This window comes from Amaricoccus macauensis (assembly GCF_014201905.1).
Classification (GTDB): domain Bacteria; phylum Pseudomonadota; class Alphaproteobacteria; order Rhodobacterales; family Rhodobacteraceae; genus Amaricoccus; species Amaricoccus macauensis.
The window spans coordinates 145,101-162,268 of the sequence record NZ_JACHFM010000005.1 but is presented as its reverse complement, the minus strand read 5'-3'; the positions used below and the strand labels follow the sequence as shown (position 1 = coordinate 162,268).

18 protein-coding genes are annotated in these 17,168 nt (G+C 69.3%); 11 read left to right on the top strand and 7 right to left on the bottom strand.

What is annotated here, in order from left to right; genetic code table 11:
- The first annotated feature begins 417 nt into the window (after nt 1–417).
- A complete protein-coding gene (locus HNP73_RS20030; RefSeq protein ID WP_184154325.1) occupies nt 418–627 on the top strand; it encodes a hypothetical protein in 210 nt (69 codons plus the stop codon).
- A gap of 59 nt (nt 628–686) precedes the next feature.
- On the opposite strand, the gene HNP73_RS20025 is transcribed toward HNP73_RS20030, so the two are convergent.
- The 3 genes from HNP73_RS20025 to HNP73_RS20015 form a co-directional block, all read right to left on the bottom strand.
- Nucleotides 687–2,270, bottom strand: a complete 1,584-nt coding sequence (locus HNP73_RS20025) for an OpgD/OpgG family glucan biosynthesis protein (protein WP_184154322.1) — start codon at nt 2,268–2,270, stop codon at nt 687–689.
- 68 nt (nt 2,271–2,338) lie between these two features.
- A complete protein-coding gene (locus HNP73_RS20020) occupies nt 2,339–2,485 on the bottom strand; it encodes a hypothetical protein (RefSeq protein ID WP_184154319.1) in 147 nt (48 codons plus the stop codon).
- A gap of 8 nt (nt 2,486–2,493) precedes the next feature.
- Nucleotides 2,494–2,871 carry an HIT domain-containing protein gene (locus HNP73_RS20015; RefSeq protein ID WP_184154316.1) on the bottom strand — a complete coding sequence of 126 codons (378 nt, stop codon included), beginning with the start codon at nt 2,869–2,871 and terminating at the stop codon, nt 2,494–2,496.
- A gap of 190 nt (nt 2,872–3,061) precedes the next feature.
- Between HNP73_RS20015 and smc the strand changes: the two genes are divergently transcribed.
- Nucleotides 3,062–6,517, top strand: coding sequence for a chromosome segregation protein SMC (smc, locus tag HNP73_RS20010; protein ID WP_184154313.1), 3,456 nt, complete (start codon nt 3,062–3,064; stop codon nt 6,515–6,517).
- Between the two features lie 57 nt (nt 6,518–6,574).
- Entirely contained in the window at nt 6,575–6,898 is a 324-nt protein-coding gene (locus HNP73_RS20005) for a TraR/DksA family transcriptional regulator (RefSeq protein WP_184154310.1), read from the top strand.
- A 75-nt stretch (nt 6,899–6,973) separates the two neighbouring features.
- Here HNP73_RS20005 and HNP73_RS20000 read toward each other — a convergent pair whose 3' ends face one another.
- Both HNP73_RS20000 and HNP73_RS19995 read right to left on the bottom strand, forming a co-directional pair.
- Nucleotides 6,974–7,606, bottom strand: a complete 633-nt coding sequence (locus tag HNP73_RS20000; RefSeq protein ID WP_184154307.1) for a YiaD family glycine zipper/OmpA-like lipoprotein — start codon at nt 7,604–7,606, stop codon at nt 6,974–6,976.
- A gap of 78 nt (nt 7,607–7,684) precedes the next feature.
- A complete protein-coding gene (locus HNP73_RS19995) occupies nt 7,685–8,545 on the bottom strand; it encodes a methylated-DNA--[protein]-cysteine S-methyltransferase (RefSeq protein WP_184154304.1) in 861 nt (286 codons plus the stop codon).
- Nucleotides 8,546–8,658: 113 nt separating this feature from the next.
- Here HNP73_RS19995 and nth point away from each other — a divergent pair, with 113 nt between their 5' ends.
- The 4 genes from nth to HNP73_RS19975 all read left to right on the top strand — a co-directional run bounded on the left by nth (nt 8,659) and on the right by HNP73_RS19975 (nt 12,206).
- Nucleotides 8,659–9,303 carry an endonuclease III gene (nth, locus tag HNP73_RS19990; protein WP_184154680.1) on the top strand — a complete coding sequence of 215 codons (645 nt, stop codon included), beginning with the start codon at nt 8,659–8,661 and terminating at the stop codon, nt 9,301–9,303.
- Nucleotides 9,304–9,555: 252 nt separating this feature from the next.
- Nucleotides 9,556–10,206 (top strand): glutathione S-transferase family protein, encoded by a 651-nt coding sequence (locus tag HNP73_RS19985; RefSeq protein WP_184154301.1) that lies wholly within the window; start codon nt 9,556–9,558, stop codon nt 10,204–10,206.
- A gap of 72 nt (nt 10,207–10,278) precedes the next feature.
- On the top strand, nt 10,279–11,271 hold the full coding sequence (locus HNP73_RS19980) for an adenosine kinase (RefSeq protein WP_184154298.1): 993 nt from the start codon (nt 10,279–10,281) through the stop codon (nt 11,269–11,271).
- Entirely contained in the window at nt 11,268–12,206 is a 939-nt protein-coding gene (locus HNP73_RS19975) for a DMT family transporter (protein WP_281379308.1), read from the top strand. Before HNP73_RS19980 ends, HNP73_RS19975 begins: the two co-directional genes overlap by 4 nt.
- Nucleotides 12,207–12,210: 4 nt before the next feature.
- Here HNP73_RS19975 and HNP73_RS19970 read toward each other — a convergent pair whose 3' ends face one another.
- On the bottom strand, nt 12,211–13,113 hold the full coding sequence (locus tag HNP73_RS19970; protein WP_184154292.1) for an ROK family protein: 903 nt from the start codon (nt 13,111–13,113) through the stop codon (nt 12,211–12,213).
- A 109-nt stretch (nt 13,114–13,222) separates the two neighbouring features.
- Between HNP73_RS19970 and HNP73_RS19965 the strand changes: the two genes are divergently transcribed.
- From HNP73_RS19965 to HNP73_RS19950, 4 genes are all read left to right on the top strand, one after another.
- On the top strand, nt 13,223–14,152 hold the full coding sequence (locus HNP73_RS19965) for a glycosyltransferase family 92 protein (protein ID WP_184154289.1): 930 nt from the start codon (nt 13,223–13,225) through the stop codon (nt 14,150–14,152).
- 2 nt (nt 14,153–14,154) lie between these two features.
- Entirely contained in the window at nt 14,155–14,976 is an 822-nt protein-coding gene (locus HNP73_RS19960; protein WP_184154286.1) for a glycosyltransferase, read from the top strand.
- 257 nt (nt 14,977–15,233) lie between these two features.
- Entirely contained in the window at nt 15,234–15,398 is a 165-nt protein-coding gene (locus HNP73_RS19955; RefSeq protein ID WP_184154283.1) for a hypothetical protein, read from the top strand.
- Nucleotides 15,399–15,459: 61 nt separating this feature from the next.
- Complete coding sequence (locus tag HNP73_RS19950) at nt 15,460–15,624, top strand: hypothetical protein (RefSeq protein ID WP_184154280.1); 165 nt, start codon at nt 15,460–15,462, stop codon at nt 15,622–15,624.
- 26 nt (nt 15,625–15,650) lie between these two features.
- On the opposite strand, the gene HNP73_RS19945 is transcribed toward HNP73_RS19950, so the two are convergent.
- Nucleotides 15,651–17,168 carry a tripartite tricarboxylate transporter permease gene (locus HNP73_RS19945; RefSeq protein WP_184154277.1) on the bottom strand — a complete coding sequence of 506 codons (1,518 nt, stop codon included), beginning with the start codon at nt 17,166–17,168 and terminating at the stop codon, nt 15,651–15,653.

Genomic DNA, 17,168 nt, shown 5'->3' with positions numbered 1-17,168 from the left:
GTATTCTCCTGCTCATCGTACTTATTTTTTATTGGGTTCGAGTATGGGCGGCTCTTCGATTCCTGCAAGTGGAACGCCGCGTTCTTGCTTTGATCCCAAACGGTGTGGTTCCGCTGCACCAACGGTCTCTGTCCAGTACGAAAACTCTTTTGTAACAGCCTGTTACAAGTTGCACTGTGCAGGCGGTCACGGCGCCCCCAACCCGCGATGGCTCATTCCGCGTGCAATCAGATCAGCGTGAGTGTGATATTTCTGCCGATGCGCGTGATCGTGCGACCGTCAAGCCACAGCGAACGAGGGCTCCGGGAGGGGTGCGGGCCCTGAGGGCCGGCGATTCACCACGGCGGTCCCGCGAACTTGTAAAGGCGCGGTAAAGCCGGCACGTATCTCCGACACTTGCAGGGAGACAGGGCAACGATGGCACCGCTCGAGGAGCGCTTCGCCTACGGGCGGAAAATTCGCGAGCGGGCGGCGCTCCTGCTCGAGGCCTATGGCGACACGGCGTTCGAGCAGGCGCAGCGCGCGGCGGACGAACCGGGGTTGCCGGCCGCGGAGCAATCATTCTGGTCGGCGGTGGCGGAACGCATCGCCCGGTCCACCGCGTCGGTCGAGCCGCTGGCGCCCTGAGCGGCGGCCGCGCACCTGTCTGTCGTGAAGACGGGGCCCGGGGGCCCCGTCCGCCCGTGTCAGGCGTGATCGGCGAGCAACGCGCGGAGCTGCGACGGGAAGGCCTGATAGATCCACGTCTCCGACATCGCCTGACCTTCGTGACGCAGGAACAGCCGCAGGTCGATCGGGTCGTCGCTGGGGTCCTCGCCGAAGTCGAGGTCGAATGTCACGCGCCAGCGGTCGGTGGTCGCGATCGGGAAGGCATAGACGAGGCTCAGCGTGCCACGGCTCGCCTCGACAACAGCCTCGACGCCGCTCGACCGGTCGAGCCCTTCGAGCCCCTTGCCGTCGAGGTCGAGCACGTACTTCACCGTGTTCGGCGGCCGCACCTGACCCGGCACACCCCCGGCACCGACGCGGGTCGCGATGAAGCGGGCAGTGTCCTGCGGCGGCGAGTCGCTCACCCAGTCGAGGGTGTAGCTCAGGTTGAATTCCTTGCCCGCCGCCGCCGGCTCGCCCGGGTTCCAGAAGGCGACGATGTTGTCGTGGATTTCGTCGTTGGTCGTCAGCTCGATCAGCATCACCGACCCCGGCCCCCAGTCGCCGCGCGGCTGGATCCAGGCGGTGGCGCGCTTCTCGTAGAAGACGCCGTCGTCCTGATACTGCTCGAAGCTGCGCTCGCGCTGGCTGAGGCCGAAGCCCTTGACGCTCTGCGCGCCGAAGGCGTTCGCCATGACGCGTGGCGGGTTGTTGAGCGGCCGCCAGATGCGCTCGCCGGTCGCGAGCAACATCTCGAGCCCGTCGCTGTCGTGGATCTCGGGGCGCCAGTCCGGCCCGACGAAGCGGTTGTTCTTGCCATACCAGAACATCGAGGTGAGCGGCGCGATGCCCAGCCGCTCGATGTCGCCGCGCAGGAAGATGTCGGCGTCGATGGTCTGGAACACGCCCTTGCCCGGCTGGTGCCTCGTATCGAGACGGTAGGCGCCCGTGACCCGCGGCCCTTCCAGCAGGGCGTGAATGACGATGCCGCCCTCGGGAGCCTGTTCGAGCCAGAACTTCGAGAAGCGCGGAAACTCTTCCGGCCCCGGTCCGCCCGAGTCGATCGCGATCCCCCGGGCGGAGAGGCCGAACTGGCCCGAGTAGCCCGAGGTGCGGAAGTAGGAGGCGCCGAGGATCGCCAGCCAGTCGTTCTTTTCGTCCGGGTCCATCACCCGGAAGCCGGCGAACCCGGCGTTCTCCAGCTTGCGTGCAGGATGGTCCTCCGGCAGGTCGAACAGGTCGAGCGAGAACTCGATCTGCCGGGCCTTGCCGTCCTGAACCGCGAAGATCTCGACCGGCTGTTTGAAGTAGCGCCCCGGGTGAAAGAACCGCACCTTGGCCGCGCCGGGCACGTCACCCCAGAGGGTGCGGTCGGCACGGTAGGTGATCTGGTTGTGAAGATCGTAGTCGATGGTCTCGAGCAGATCCGCGTCCGGCACCTCGGCGGGGGCGTAGGGCTGCTTTGCGAGATCGCGCGCCATCTCGCGCACCTGGTCGAAGGAGAAGGCTTGCGCCGCCCCCATCGCGGGATCCTCGGCGGCGGCGGGCCGGGGAAGCACCGGCAGCGCGCCGGCGACGATCGCGGTGGCCATCACTTGACGGCGGGTGGGGCGCAAGCTCATCCGGGAGGCTCCTGCTGTCGTAGCGGCATTGATGCGGAATGCTATCTCCCGCCCGCGGCGGCCTCAAGTCAGAGGCACACGCCGTCGATCAGCACGCCGCCCGATCCGCCGTCGTCACAGCCCTTCTGTCCGGGCGCGCGGTACGGCGCCTTGCCGCCGCTGCACCCGGCAAGCACCGCGGCGACGAGCGCGAGAGCCAGTGTCCACTTCGTCATCGCCGGTCTCATACCGCCAGCATCGGTCCGAGCGGCTTGCCCGCGAGGATATGCATGTGCATGTGCGGCACCTCCTGATGCGAGTGAGGACCGGAGTTCGCAATCAGGCGGCACCCCGCGCCACCCTCTCCCGGTGCCACGCCAAGCTCGTTGCAGAGCCGCGCCACCGTCCGGGTGAAGTCGATGATCTCCGCCTCGCTCGCTTCCGCCGCGAAGTGGTCGTAGGTGACATAGGCGCCTTTCGGGATCACCAGCACGTGCACCGGTGCCTGCGGCCGGATATCGCGGAAGGCGAGCGTGTGCTCGGTTTCGGCAACCGTGTCGTTGGGGATCTCACCTCTGAGGATGCGAGCGAAGATGTTTGTGTCGTCGTAGTCGTAGGCCATGGCGATCAACTCCTCGGATTGCGGGAAGCAATGGCAAAACCGGCGGGCCGGTCAAGGGGGGCATCGGCAAGGCGGATCGTGAGCCGGCACAGGCGCCGCATTGGCCGGAGCGCCCGAATCGAATTGAGTTGACACCGACTCACCCCCTTGGGATCCTCAGTGTCCCGGACAGTACAGGAGCGGACGACCGGTGCATTTCACCCGCCTGCGCCTGCTCGGGTTCAAGAGCTTCGTCGACCCTACCGAACTCGTCATCCATCAGGGACTGACGGGCGTTGTCGGGCCGAACGGCTGTGGCAAGTCGAACCTGCTCGAGGCCCTGCGCTGGGTGATGGGCGAGAACCGGCCATCGGTCATGCGCGGCGACGGCATGGAGGACGTGATCTTCAATGGCTCCGGCGGTCGGCCCGCCCGGAACCACGCCGAGGTCACCCTCACCGTGGACAACCGCAACCGCACGGCGCCCGCCGGCTTCAATGACGACGACGAGCTGACCATCGTGCGCCGCATCGTGCGCGAGGCGGGTTCGGTCTACCGGGCGAATGGCAAGGAGACCCGGGCGCGCGACGTCGCCATGCTCTTCGCCGATGCCTCGACCGGCGCCCAGTCGCCGGCGCTGGTGCGCCAGGGGCAGATTTCCGAGCTGATCAACGCCCGACCGAAGGCCCGCCGCCGGATCCTCGAAGAGGCGGCGGGGATCTCCGGCCTTTATCAGCGGCGGCATGAGGCCGAGCTGAAGCTGAAGGCGACCGAGGTGAACCTCGCCCGGGTCGGCGACGTGCTCGAGGCGCTCGAGGCACAGCTCGGCACGCTGGCGCGTCAGGCGCGGGCGGCGCAGCGGTATCGCGAGATCGCCGAGGGGCTGCGCCGGGCCGAGGCCATGCTGCTCTGGCGCCACTGGCATGATGCCGACGCGGCGAGGGGCGCGGCCGTGGCCACGCTGACCGCGACGGCCCGCGCGGCCGGTGCCGCCCAGACCGAGGCCGCGACCGCTGCCCGCGCGCGGGAAGAGGTTGAGGAAGCGATGCCGGCGCTCCGCGAGGAAGACGCGATTGCCGGTGCCGTGCTGCAGCGGCTGGTGCTGGAGCGCGACCGGATCGACACCGAGGTTGCCGAGGCGGTGCGCGCCGTCGCGGCGCTCGAGGCGCAGATTTCCCAGCTTGCCGCCGACCGTGAGCGCGAGGCGGCGCTCGACCGTGATGCCGTCGAGACCACTGGCCGTCTCGCGGAAGAGGCGGCGGAGCTTGAAGTCGAGGGCGAGGGGCACGAGGCGATGCTCGAAGCCGCGCGCGATGCGGCGGAGGAGGCGGCTGCCGCGCTCGACGCGGTGCAGGCCGAGGCCGACGCGCGGGCCGAGGAAGTCGCCCGTCTGCTCGCCGAGCATCAGGCCGCCGGCCGGCTGCGCGATGATGCCGCCCGCCGTGCCGCGGAGATCGCGCGCGGGCTCGAGGCCGCCGAGGGCGCCATGGACGCCGCCGCCCGGGATCTCGACGCCGCCGAGGAGGCGCGCGCCAATGCCGTCGATGTGGCCGAACTCGCCGCCGAGCAGGCCGCCATGGCCGAGGAGGCGCTGGCCTCCGCCGAAGATGCCGCATCGGCCGCGCGCGAGGCGGGAACCGCGCTCGCGGGCCGGCTCGCGAGCGCCGAGGGTGCCGCGCGGGCGCTTCGGTCCGAGGCGGCGGGGATCGAGCGGCTCCTGTCGCGGGCAAGGCCCGGCGATGTGGCGCCGATGCTCGACGCGGTCGAGGTGGCACCGGGCTTTGAGGCCGCGCTCGGCGCGGCGCTGGGCGACGATCTGGCGCACCCGGCGGCGGAGGCTGACTCGGGCTGGCACGCACTGCCGCCGCTCGATGCGTCGGCCTTGCCCCAGGGTGCCCTTCCGCTCGCGGCCGAGGTGACGGCGCCGGTGGCGCTGACGCGGCGGCTCGCGGCGATCGGTGTTGTCGATCGGGCGGATGGTGCAAGGCTTCAGCCGCTGTTGCGCGCTGGCCAGCGGCTGGTGAGCCGCGAGGGTGATCTCTGGCGCTGGGACGGACTGGCGCTTCTGGCCGGGGCGGCTCCCTCGGCGACGGCTGAGCGGTTGCAGCAGCGAAACCGCCTCGCCGCGCTCCGCGCCGAGTCCGAGGTGGCCGAGGCCGAGCTCGAGGCGCTCACTGAGGCGAAGGATGCCGCCGCCAGCCGGCTCGCTGCGGCGACGGCGGCAGAGAGCGCGGCGCGCGCGGCCCGCAAGGCGGCGGATCAGGCGGCAAGCGATGCCGCCCGGGCGCTGACGCGCGCCGAGACCGCGTTCGAGACGCTACAGGGCAAGACCGCGAGCCTGAAAGGCGCGGCGGCGCGCCGTCGCGACGAACTGAGCGCCGCGCGGACGGCTGAGACGCAGGCCGCGGCGGCGCTGGCGGCATTGGCCGATCCGGCGGAGGCGAAGGCGAAGGTCGATGCCGGCCGGATGCGGGTCGAGGCCGCGCGCATCACCATGCTGACCCGCCGGACCCAGTCCGAGGAGGTCTCGCGTGCCGGTGAGGCGAGGGCGCGACGGCTTGCCGAGATCGCGCGCGAGATCGGCGGCTGGGCGACCCGCAAGGCCTCGGCCTCGGGCCGGCTCGCCGACCTCGATCGCCGGGCGGGGGTCGCGACCGCCTCGCTCGATGACGCCCGGGCGCGGCCACCGGCGCTCGAAGCCCGCCGCGAGGAACTGGCTGCGTCGCATGAGCAAGCCGAGACGCGCCGTCGCCGGGCGGCGGATGCGCTGGCGGTGGCAGAGACCGCGTTCCGCACCGCCGACCAGCGGGCACGCACCAGCGAGAAGGCCGCCGGCGAGGCGCGCGAGGCGCGGGCGCGCGCCGAGGCGGTTGCCGAGGGTGCCGAGGCGCGGGCCGTCGAGACGACCGAACGGCTGGAGAGCGAGACCGGGCGGTCGCCCGCGGACGTGCTCGCCTCGCTCGCGGTCACAGGCGATCAGATCCCGGCAGCAGCGGCGCTCGACGCCGAGGTCGACCGGTTGCGCCGGGCGCGCGACGGCATGGGCGCGGTGAACCTGCGCGCCGAGGAAGATGCGCGGGAGCTGAAGGAAGAGGCCGACACGCTCGGCAGCGAGCGGGCCGACCTCGAGGAGGCGATCGCCAAGCTCCGGCACGGCATCTCCAACCTCAACCGCGAGGGGCGCGGACGGCTGGTGGCGGCGTTCGACGAGGTGAACGCGAGCTTCGGGACGCTGTTCCAGAGCCTGTTCGGCGGGGGTGAGGCGAAGCTCGTGCTGGTCGAGAGCGACGATCCGCTCGAGGCCGGGCTCGAGATCATGTGCCAGCCGCCGGGCAAGAAGCTCTCGACCCTGTCGCTGCTCTCGGGCGGCGAGCAGACCCTGACGGCGCTCAGCCTGATCTTCGCGGTCTTCCTCGCCAACCCGGCGCCGATCTGCGTGCTGGACGAGGTCGACGCGCCACTCGATGACGCGAACGTTACGCGATTCTGCGACCTGCTCGACGAGATGACCGGGCGGACCGACACGCGGTTTCTCATCATCACGCACCATGCAGTCACCATGTCGCGCATGGACCGGCTCTTCGGGGTGACGATGGCGGAGAAGGGCGTGAGCCAGCTGGTTTCGGTCGACCTGGCTGCAGCGGAGCGCATGGTGGAAAACGCCTGAGCGACCCGCTAGACCCGATGCCGCGAAAGTCGCAAAAGACGCGCCGTGGAGGATTGGATGACGACGATTGATGACCGCAAGGCCGGGCTTGAGGCACGCCTCACGGAATTGCAGGGGCGGCTGGTGCGGATCGAGGACGAACTCGAACAGCCGGCGAGCGACAACTTCTCCGAGCAGGCGACCGAGCGCGAGGATGACCAGGTGCTCGAGGATCTCGGCGCATCGGGCGCGCAGGAGATCCGCATGATCGAGGCGGCGCTCGACCGGATCCGTCGGGGCACGTATGGCATCTGCGCCAATTGCGGCGAGGTGATCGAGGCAAAGCGGCTCGACACGGTGCCAGCGACGCCGCTCTGCGCTGATTGCGCCGCCGGGCGCTGAGCGGACGCGGCCTTTTTCCGACGGTCGGGTGAGCCGGGAGCGAGGTGCGCAACGTGCGCACCCCGCCACTCGTTGTCAGACCGTCGGGGTGATGATGATCTCCACGCGGCGGTTCTGCGCGCGCCCCCCGGGTGTGTCGTTCGATGCAACCGGCTGATGGTAGCCCATGCCGATCGAATGCATGCGGGTCGCCTCGACGCCGCTTTCCGTCAGGACGTTGGCGACGGCGGCGGCGCGCCGCTCGCTCAGCCCCTGGTTGTACTTGGTGCTGCCGACATTGTCGGTGTGGCCCACCACCGTGACGATCGAGTTCGGGTGGTCGCGCAGGCTCCGAGCGATGAAGGCGATCTCGTCGACGTAGTCCTGATGCAGCCGCGCGCTGCCGCTGTCGAAGGTGACGGACTCGGGCAGCGTGACGACGAGGATGCTGCCGGTGTTGACGACGGTGGCGCCGGTGTCGGCGAGTTCGGCGTTGAGTTCCTTCTGCTGCCGGTCGAGCAGCGCGCCGGCCGCCGAGCCGACCACGTTGCCGAGCGCCGCGCCGGCGGCGGTGCCGATGCCGGTGGCCGGGCCCGCGCCGATGGCCACGCCGGCGGCGGTGCCGAGGATCGTGCCGGTCGTGCGGTGGTTGTGGCTGCCGTCGGGATTGGTGCAGGCCGCGAGCATCGCGGCCGAGGTCAACAGGATGAAGCCAGTCTGGAAGCGCATCGGGGGGAAGCTCCGCGTGACGCCGGTGATGTCCGGCAACTCGCGATAGCAGCAGATGGAACCCGCGGGAACCCGAAGCTACGCGGCGCCCTCCAGTTGTTCTGCCTCGAAGCGCGCTGCCTCCCACGCGAGCATCGCGCGCTTCACCCCGAGGCCCCAATGATAGCCGCCGAGGCCGCCGGCTTTCCGAAGCGCCCGGTGGCAGGGGATGAGGAAGCTGACCGGGTTGCGCCCGACCGCGGTGCCGACGGCGCGCACCGCCTTCGGCCGGCCGATGGCGCCGGCGATGTCGGAATAGGTCGTGACGTGCCCCGAGGGCACCTGCAGGAGCGCCTCCCAGACCTTGATCTGGAACGGGGCGCCCATCAGGTGCAGCCGCGCCTCGCCGGCACCGCGGAACGCGGCCTCGACCCAGGGGGTGATGGCGTCGGGGTCTTCGCGGAAGGCGGCGCGTGGCCAGCGGGCGCAGAGATCGGCCATGGCGGCGTCGCGTCCGGTTTCCGCCGCGAAGGCGAGGCCGCAGAGCCCGCGATCGGTGCCCATGGCGAGCGCCTCGCCGAAGGGCGTGTCGAACCAGCCCCACGCGACCGAAAGCCCGTCGCCGGCGCGGGCGTACTCGCCGGGGCTCATCGCCTCCCAGCGCAGGAAGAGGTCGTGCAGTCGCCCCGAGCCCGAGAGGCCGGCCAGATGCGCGGCGTCGAGCACGGTGTGGCGCTCGGCGAGAAGCCGCCGGGCGTGGTCGAGGGCGAGGTACTGCTGGTAGCGTTTCGGGCTGACGCCGACCCATTGGCTGAAGATGCGCTGGAAGTGCGCGGGGCTGAGGCCGACGCTGGCGGCGATTTCCTCGAGAGGCGCCTGTTCGGGCGCGCGCTCGGCGATCGCGGCGATGGCGCGGCCGATGACGCCGTAGTGGTAGGCCTGGGCGAGATCTTCGGACATGTGACGTGCTCCGCTTTGACGCAGAAGGTAGAGGCGGGCGGTCCGGTTCTCCACCCGGAAGCTGCGCAATGCCGCTGGACGCCACCGGGAGCGGGACGTAAGCCTCGGTGATCATGCCGGAACAGCTCGACTACGCCACTATTTCCGAGATCTTCCACCGCTTTCACGAAGCAGACCCCGTGCCGGTGGGCGAACTCGACTACATGAACGCCTTCACGCTGCTCGTTGCCGTGGCGCTGTCGGCGCAGGCGACGGACAAGGGCGTGAACCGGGCGACGGCGGAGCTCTTCAAGGTGGCGGACACGCCGCAGAAGATGCTCGACCTCGGTGAGGAGGGCCTGATCGGCCACATCAAGACCATCGGGCTCTTCAACTCCAAGGCCCGGCACGTGATGAAGCTGAGCCGCATTCTTGTCGATGACTACGGCGGCGAGGTGCCGTCCTCGCGCGCGGCGCTCTCGAGCCTGCCCGGCGTGGGGCGCAAGACGGCGAACGTGGTCCTGAACACCTGGTTCCGCCTGCCGGCGATGGCGGTCGACACGCATATCTTCCGGGTTTCGAACCGCACCGGCATTGCCCGGGGGAAGGACGTGGTGGCAGTCGAGCGCTCGCTGGAGGATCATATTCCGGCCGAGTACCAGCTCAATGCCCATCACTGGTTGATCCTGCACGGGCGCTATACCTGCAAGGCGCGACGGCCCGCGTGTCCGGCCTGTCTGATCCGCGATCTCTGCCCCTACGAGGACAAGACGGTTTGAGTGGCGGGGTTTCGGGGGAGCGCCGGCCTCGGGGAGCCTTGAAGGCTCCCGCTCGGCCGGCGCTTGGCGCTTCGCCGCCTTTGCGGCTTCGCTTCGGTGGAACGGGCTTCGCCCGTGAGTCGTTTGCTCTCCCCGCCCTTTGGCGGGGCCCCTGCGACTGCCCGATAGGGTTTCTGCCCATATGAAAACCGGAAACAGCACGCGACAGGCGGTCGGCGCCGCGCGGGAATGGACGATGCAAGGAGAGACGAGATGACCACGCTTTACTACAAGAACGGCACCTGTGCGCTCGGGCCGCACGTGGTGCTCGAGTGGATCGGCGCGCCCTATGAGGCGGTGCCGGTCATGATCGGGTCGGAGCTGCTGCGCGAGCTCAACCCGGCGGGCGCGGTGCCGGTGCTGAAGGAGGATGACGGCTGGATCCTGACCCAGGCTGGGGCGATCCTGCACTACCTCGCGTCGAAGCACCCGGAGGCGCGGCTTGGCGGTGGCGAAGGGCTGCGCGGGGCGGCGGAGCTCGACCGCTGGTCGTCGTTCCTGACCGGGGACCTGCATCCGGCGTTCTTTCCGGTGTTCGGCCCGGCGCGGTACACGACCGATCCGACCGACGAGGCGCGCGGCAATGTGGTCGAGGCGGCCCTCACGCTGGTGCGCAGGAAGCTCGATCTCTTCGAGGCGCACATGGCGGGGCGGCAGTGGATCCTCGACGGTGCTTCCGAAGACGGCCGGTCGGTGGTCGATGCCTATGCGCTGCCGATGCTGCGCTGGGCGCGGGCGAAGCTGCCCGAGCGGCTTGAGCGCTGGCCGGCGCTCGACGGGCTCGCGAACCGCCTCGAGGCCGATCCCGCCGTCAAGCGGGTGCTGGCGGTGCAGCAGGCGTCGGTCGAGACCCAGGTGGCCTGAGCGGGGTTTCCCTCGCCGCCGAATTTGGCCATGAGTGCGCCGCAGCGGAAGTCCCGGAAAGCAGGAGCGGAAATGAAGCCCTATCAGGTCGTCGGCATCGGCAACGCGCTCGTGGACGTGCTCGGGCACGTGGAGGACAGCTTCCTCGCGGAGCACGGTGTCGAGAAGGGCATCATGACGCTGATCGACACCGGCCGCGCGGTCGAACTCTATGGTCACATGGGGCCGGCGCGGGAGATCTCCGGCGGCTCGGCGGCGAACACCATTGCCGGGCTCGCGGCGCTGGGGACGACGACGGCCTATGTGGGCAAGGTGAAGGACGACCAGCTGGGCGCGATCTTTGCCCATGATCTCCGGGCGCAGGGGGCGAGCTACACGACGCCGCTCGCGCCCGCGGACCATCCGCACGAGACCGGGCGCTGCATCGTGCTGGTGAGCCCGGACGGCGAGCGGTCCATGTCGACGTATCTCGGCGTGTCGGAGTTCCTGTCGCCCGACGACATCGACGAGCGCCAGATGGGCGCGGCGGAGTGGATTTTCCTCGAGGGCTACCGTTTCGACGGGCCGGACAGCCACGCGGCCTTCGCCAAGGCGATCCGGGCGACGCGCGCGGAAGGCGGCAGGGTCGCCGTGACGCTCTCCGATCCGTTCTGCGTCGAGCGGCACCGCGACGCGTTTCTCGCGATGATCCGCGCGGACGTGGAGCTGCTGGTGGCGAACGAGCACGAGTTGAAATCGCTCTATCAGACAGATGATCTCGAGCACGCGATCGGGAAGGCGGCGGCGGAAGTGCCGGTCACCGCCTGCACCGTCGGCGCGGGCGGTGTGCATGTGGTGAGCCGTGGCGCGCGGGTGCATGCGCCGGCGCACGGCACGCAGGTTGTCGACGTGACCGGCGCGGGTGATCTCTTCGCCGCCGGTCTGCTGCATGGCATCGTCACCGGCCGCGACTGGCTCACCTGTGCGCGCATGGGCAATGTGGCGGCGGCGGAGATCATCTCGCACATCGGCGCGCGGCCCGAAGCGGACCTGAAGGCGCTTTTCGCGGCGGAGGGGCTGAACTGAGCACTGTCGCCGAGACTCCCGAGGAGCATCCCCAACCTGCCCGGGTACAGCGCAACAACCCGCGGCTCGGCATCGCGCTGATGATCCTCGTCACGGCGATCTTCGCCGGGCAGGACGTGGTCTCCCGCCACCTCGCGGAGCACTACAACGTGATGTCGGTGGTGATGATCCGCTACTGGGCCTTCGCAATCTTCGTGGTGCTTCTTGCGGCGGCGCGGCCGGGCGGATTGCGCGCGGCGGTGCGCTCCAGACGCCCCGGCTTGCAGATCTTCCGCTCGGTGCTGCTCGTTGCCGAGATCTGCATCACCGTCATCTCGTTCGTGCTGCTGGGGCTCATCGGGACCCATGCGATCTTCGCGGTCTTTCCGCTGCTCGTCGCCGCCCTCGCCGGGCCGGTGCTGGGCGAGCCGGTCGGGTGGCGGCGGAAGCTTGCGATCGGCATCGGGCTCGTGGGCGTTCTGGTGATCCTGCGTCCGGGGTTTCAGGTGTTCAGCCCGATGGCGCTGGTGCCGCTTGTCGCCGCCTTCATGTTCGCGCTCTATTCGTTGCAGACCCGGATGGTGGCGCGCTGGGACAGTGCGGAGACGAGTTTCTTCTACACCGGAGTCGCGGGTGCGGTGGCGATCTCGCTGGTCGCGCCGTTCTGGTGGACGCCGCTCCGCGGCTGGGCCGACTGGGGGTGGATGGGGCTGCTCTGCTTCACCAGCATCCTCGGGCACTTCATCCTGATCAAGGTCTACGAGGTCGCGGAAGCCGGGACCGTGCAGCCGTTCGCGTACTTCCAGCTGGTCTTCGTCACGATCATGGCCGTGACGTGGCTTGGCGAACGGCCGGACGTGTGGACCGTTGCCGGGGCGGCGCTGATCCTTGCGGCCGGGCTCTACACGGTGCTGCGCGAGGGGCGGCTCGGCCGGATGGGAAGCGCGCGCGCCTGAGGCCTCAGAGCCAGGCGGCGCCCCGGACACCCGAACTGTCGCCGTGGACGTTCGGCACCAGCCGGGTGCGGAACTTGTCGCCGAACACGTGGCGCTCCATGAGGGCCGGCACGGTGTCGTAGAGGCGCTTCACGTTCGACATGCCGCCGCCGAGCACGATCACGTCGGGATCGAGGACGTTGACGATGGTGGCGAGGCCGCGGCCGAGCCGGTCCTCGTAGCGTTGCAGCGTTTCGAGGGCGGCGGCTTCTCCGGCCTCGGCCCGGGCGATGACCTCCGGTGCGGTCGGGCCGGTCGTTTCCGGCAGACCGGCGCGCCGCGCGTAGTCGCGGGCGAAGCTCGGGCCGGAGAGCCAGGCCTCCACGTGGCCCGGAACCTGACAGGAGCACAAGGGGCCGGGGCGTTCGTCGTCGAGGGGGGAGGGGAGCGGGATGTGGCCCCACTCGCCGGCGATGGCGTTCACGCCCTCGATCAGCCTGCCGTTGACCACGATGCCGCCGCCGACGCCGGAGCCGAGGATGACGCCGAAGACCACCGGCACTCCGGTTCCGCCGCCGTCGACCGCCTCGGAGAGGGCGAAGCAGTTGGCGTCGTTCGCGATCTTCACCGGCCGCTCCAGAGTGGCCGTGAGATCGCCCCTCAGGTCCATGCCGTTCAGCCAGGTGGAGTTGCCCATGCTGACGCGGCCGGTCTCGCGGTCGACGGAGCCCGGCACGCCGATGCCGACCTGCGAGACCCGTCCGCCCGCCTGCTGCTCGAGATCCTGCATGAGGCCGCGGATTGCCTCAAGGCCGCCGTGGTAGTCGCCACGCGGTGTCGGGATGCGTGCGCGTGCCCGCTCCCTGCCTTCGTCGTCGAGAAGGATGCCCTCGATCTTGGTCCCGCCGTAGTCGACACCCATGCGCATTTCGTCGCGTCTCCCGTCCGCTCCAGCCCCGGAGTATTGCCCGAGGGTTCCGGGCAGACAACGGGCGAACCAGCTTCCGCGCGCCCCCGGGATGCTCTAGACCGATGTCATGTTCTGGAAGCTCCCGGCGCTCGGCAAGATCAGCAAGATCGGCATCCGGCCGCCACAGGCGGCGCCGGGGCGCTCGGGCGTCGCGATCGCGCTGATCGTCAAGAACGAGGCGCGGCACGTGGCCGAATGGGCGGCGTTCCACCTCGCCGCCGGGGTGCGGCAGTTCCTCGTCTACGACAACGGCAGCAGCGACGGGACGATCGACATCCTGCGCGAGACGCTGCCTGCTGATGCGCTCATTGTCGTGCCATGGCGGCAGATCTTCAGCGATGCCCGGATGGGGCGGGAGATCCACAATCAGGTGCTGGCCTATGCCCACGCCGCCTCGAACTTCGGCGGCGACCTGCGGTGGATGGCGTTCATCGATGCCGACGAATTTCTGGTGCCGAAGCAGGCGGCCTCGATCCCCGAGGCGCTCGGCCATCTCGGGGACGCGCGGAACCTGTCGCTGCCCTGGCACATGTTCGGGCGCTCCGGCCATGTGGAGCCGCCGGAGGGCGGTGTGGTGCGCAATTATCTCAGACGTGCGCGCGATCCGATGAGCGACGTTCGCGGCGTGCGGGCGTTCAAGTGCATCGTCGATCCCTGTCACCTGACCGCGCTGCGGGTGCATTCCATGGAGACCGACGGCTCGGGCCGGACCTGCAACGACCGGGGCGTCGTGGTGGAGGAGCGCGAGCGCGACAAGCCGGGGTTCTACTCGGCCGATCACCTCCAGCTCAATCACTACTACACCCGGTCGGAATCCGAGCTTGCGGCAAAGATCGGGCGCGGGCCGAACCTCGCCGCGAAGATGGGCGAGTACGAGCGCAAAGTGCGCCGGACGGTGGCGAACATCGAGGCGGACGAGGCAGAGGACCGCGCGGCGCTCGACTATCTGGAGCGCATCGGACCCGAGTGCGTCGGGGCCGCGCGTACCGGGGGGTGACGGTGCGCACCGAACTCATCGTCTCGACCTACAACAACCCGCGCTCGCTCGGGCTCTGCCTCGCGTCGGTCGCGCGTCAGGGGATTCTGCCAGACGGGATCGCCATCGCGGACGACGGGTCCGGGCCTGAGACCGCCGCCGTCGTCGAGGCTTTCGCCCTGCCGGGCGTCGCGGTGCGGCATGTCTGGCACGAGGATCGGGGCTTCGAGAAGAACGCCATCCTGAACCGGGCGATCGCCACGTCGGAGGCGGAGTTCCTGCTGTTTCTCGATGGCGACGTGCTGATCCGGCCGGATTTCGTGGCGCGGCATCTGGAGATCGCCCGGCCCGATCGCTGGTCGTCGGGGAGCCTGATCCGGCTCGACGCGGCGGCGAGCGCGGCGGTGACGGAAGACCTCATTGCTTCGGGCGAGGTGTTCAGCCGGGATTGGCTCCGGGCCCATGGCGCGCTCGACCGCTTCGGCACCTGGCTGAAGACCCGGCCGTTTCCGAAACCGGTCATGGCGGCGCTCGACCGGCTGACGCCGGTTCAGCGCGCCTGGGGTGGGTCGAATGCCTCGGCGTTTCGCGCGGCACTCGTCAAGGTCAACGGATTTGACGAGTCGATGAAGTACGGCGGCGAGGACAAGGAGCTTGGGGTCCGACTGACCAACGCAGGTATTCGCGGACAGCATAGCCGCTATCTTGCGTCGGTCGTGCACCTCGACCATTCCCGTGGCTATGTCGACCCTGAAATCATCCGTGCCAACAAGGATCGGATCCGGGAAGCGCGGCGATCCGGCCTCGCGTGGGCGGTGGACGGGATCGTGAAGCCGGCGGTCTGAGGCGGCTTATAGCGTCTGTTTTCAAAAGGATACCCGAAGGTGCCGTTGCGGCATCGGGCTGTCGCTGCGGATCAGCGCAAGACAGCCCTGGCGCAGGCGGAACGTGCGCGTTCATGGGCGTGGCCCTCCGGGATCAAGGTTACGTTTACGTAAAGACCCTTGCGCTGGGCACATGGCGGTCTTGCTGCACTGCACCTAACAAGCCGGGCTGAAAGCTGCCATGTATCCCTCAACCAAGACACAGGAGCACAGGAGTCATGAGCTTCAACCGTATCGTCGCCCGCCTTTCGAATGCCTTCGGCGAGGTTCGCCCCGCGAGCCGCATTGTTCTCCGTGGTATCGATACCACCCGGCCGGTGCCGGAGGCCGTGCGTCGTCTCGGTATGGATCCGCGCGCCTTCCTGAGCATCGGCCACGGCTGACGCGTCGAGTCTCCACCGTTTCGCAGACTTTCGTAATACCCAGAGAAGAGTATCCAGTCCCATGAAGATCAATCGCATCATCGCCAGCATTTCGGGCGCGTTTGGCACGGTCCGCAGCGCGAGCCACGTCGTGGCTGCCATCGAGGCCAACCGCCGGCCGGATCCGGTGCATCTGCGCCGCCTCGGCATCGACCCGAACACGTTCATGACGGTCGGGCACGGCTGACCGCCGGCCCCCGCCCCGATCCTGGTTCAGTCCTCGTCGGCCTGCATCGCCTTCAGCACCGCTCCCTTGCCCCGCAGCCTGAGTATCAGCGGCAGCAGGAGCGCGATGGCGGCGATGGTGTAGAGTATGATCGCCGCGGGCGAGTGGACGAGGACTGACGGATCGCCCTGGCTGATCGCCAGCGCGCGGCGGAGCTGCTGCTCCGCCAGCGGCCCGAGGATCAGCCCGACAACCACCGGCGCGATCGGATAGCTGAAGCGCCGGAGGCCATAGCCGAGCAGGCCGAAGGCCAGAAGCAGCGCGAGTTCGACCGGCGAGGGGTTTGCGCCGATGCAGCCGAGTGTCGCGAACGTCAGGATGCCGGCGTAGAGCCACGGCTTCGGGATGGCGAGGAGCCGCACCCAGAGGCCGACCAGCGGCAGGTTCAGGACGATCAGCATGAAGTTCGCGACCAGAAGGCTCGCGATCAGGCTCCAGACCAGCGGCGCGTTGGTGGCAAAGAGCAGCGGTCCGGGCTGAAGCCCGAACTGCTGAAACCCTGCGAGCATGATCGCCGCCGTGGCGCTCGTCGGCAGGCCGAGCGTGAGCAGCGGCACCAGCGTTCCGGCGGCGGAAGCGTTGTTCGCGGCCTCCGGTCCGGCCACGCCTTCGATCGCGCCGTTGCCGAACTCCTCGGGGTGCTTGGTCAGCGCCTTCTCGGTCGAGTAGCTGAGGAAGGTGCCGATCTCCGCACCGCCCGCCGGCATCGCGCCGATCGGGAAACCGATCGCCGTGCCGCGCAGCCACGGTTTCCACGACCGCGCCCAGTCCTGCTTCGTCATCCAGACCGAGCCCTTCACCGGCTCGATCCGTTCCTCGCCCTCGGGCGGGGTGGCGGCGATCTTCAACGCTTCGCCGACGGCAAAGAGTGCCACGGCGAGGGTTGTCACCTCGACGCCGTCGAGAAGGTCGGGGATGCCGAAGGAAAGCCGGGCCTGTCCGGTCTGCAGGTCGATGCCGATGAGACCGAGCGCCAGCCCGAGAAAGAGCGCGGTCAGGCCACGCAGCGCGCTGTCACCGAACGCCGCCGAGACGGTGACGAAGGCGAGCACCATCAGCGCGAAATAATCCGCCGGCCCGAGCGAAAGGGCGAACTTCACCATCCATGGGCTGATGAAGGCCAGTCCGAGCGTGGCAATGAGGCCCGCCACGAAGGAGCCGATTGCCGCGGTGGCCAGCGCCGGGCCGCCCCGGCCCTTCCGCGCCATCTTGTTGCCCTCGAGCGCGGTGACGATCGAGGCGCTCTCACCGGGGGTGTTGAGCAGGATCGACGTGGTCGAGCCGCCGTACATGCCGCCGTAGTAGATGCCGGCGAACATGATGAGCGATCCTGTCGGATCGAGTTGATAGGTCACCGGCAGCAGCAGCGCGACGGTGAGCGCCGGCCCGATGCCGGGCAGCACGCCGACCGCGGTGCCGAGCGTCACGCCGATCAGCGCGTAGAGCAGGTTCATCGGCTGCAGGGCGAGGCCGAGACCGTGGAAGAGCAGGCCGAACGTTTCCAT